Annotated in this window: 2 protein-coding genes; both read left to right on the top strand. The window is 37.8% G+C overall.

All coding sequences use genetic code 11. From position 1 onward, the window contains the following. The first annotated feature begins 30 nt into the window (after positions 1-30). Positions 31-510: a hypothetical protein gene (locus tag D5018_RS21470; RefSeq protein ID WP_133309379.1), complete on the top strand. Its 480-nt coding sequence runs from the start codon at positions 31-33 to the stop codon at positions 508-510. A gap of 88 nt (positions 511-598) precedes the next feature. Further along, a partial coding sequence (locus D5018_RS21465) for a hypothetical protein (RefSeq protein WP_207819432.1) occupies positions 599-781 on the top strand: 183 nt, incomplete at its 3' end.

Here is a 781-nt window from a genome sequence, read left to right as displayed (position 1 = left end):
TATTAAAACTAAGGTCGTTAAGGTCGAGTGGTGATCTCGAAAAATATTGGGAATATCACAAAAAGCAATCCAAACAGAGGTTATACGGATGTTGATAACTGCGTCTGTTTAAAAGACCTACACCCATATGATTTTAAAATCAAATATTATGAAGATGACGAAGAAAAAGAAGTTATTCCTTACACATTTGAAGATGCAATAGCACTAAGTAACATTGAGCTATTTCGAGGTTTGACTAGTTCAACAGGGATGATTAAAAAGATGCATGACGCGTCATTGAAGGATTCTGTGGAAGAGTGTGTAAAAGCTCTATATGAAGCTCTAGACGGTGAAAAAGCAAAAATGGCATTGGATCTTTTGTATGATGTTGAGCCTGAAAAGCTAAAAGTTCCAACTTATATTGATGAAGGTCTTAAATGGTTGGAGAAGGAGCTAAAGCATACCTACCAAGATTTTGTCTATGCAGAACCTAGGGAGGTTGATGCCCCACAAGATTTGGAGGTGTTTTGATATGACAGACATCCATGACCTTCAACCTAGATAAATCAGTTGATAAATGGCATAACACTACAACCTGATGTTTTTATAGGCCGTGTCTATGAAATTGCGAGGTTCTACCATTCACCCATTAGGTGAAGCCAAAAATACTCAATTATCACCCCAAAATACCCCAGAAGATCGACCACAGATCGAAATTGATACCTTTGATGGCAAAGTTCATGTTGAGTGGGATTCTGATGCTGAACTAACTCCTTACGGTCAGCTTCCTTTTTTCATTCAG

Source organism: Parashewanella curva (genome assembly GCF_003675895.1).
GTDB classification, from domain to species: Bacteria; Pseudomonadota; Gammaproteobacteria; order Enterobacterales; family Shewanellaceae; genus Parashewanella; species Parashewanella curva.
Note: the sequence above shows the minus strand (reverse complement) of the source record. Positions and strands in the feature narration are given on the sequence as shown.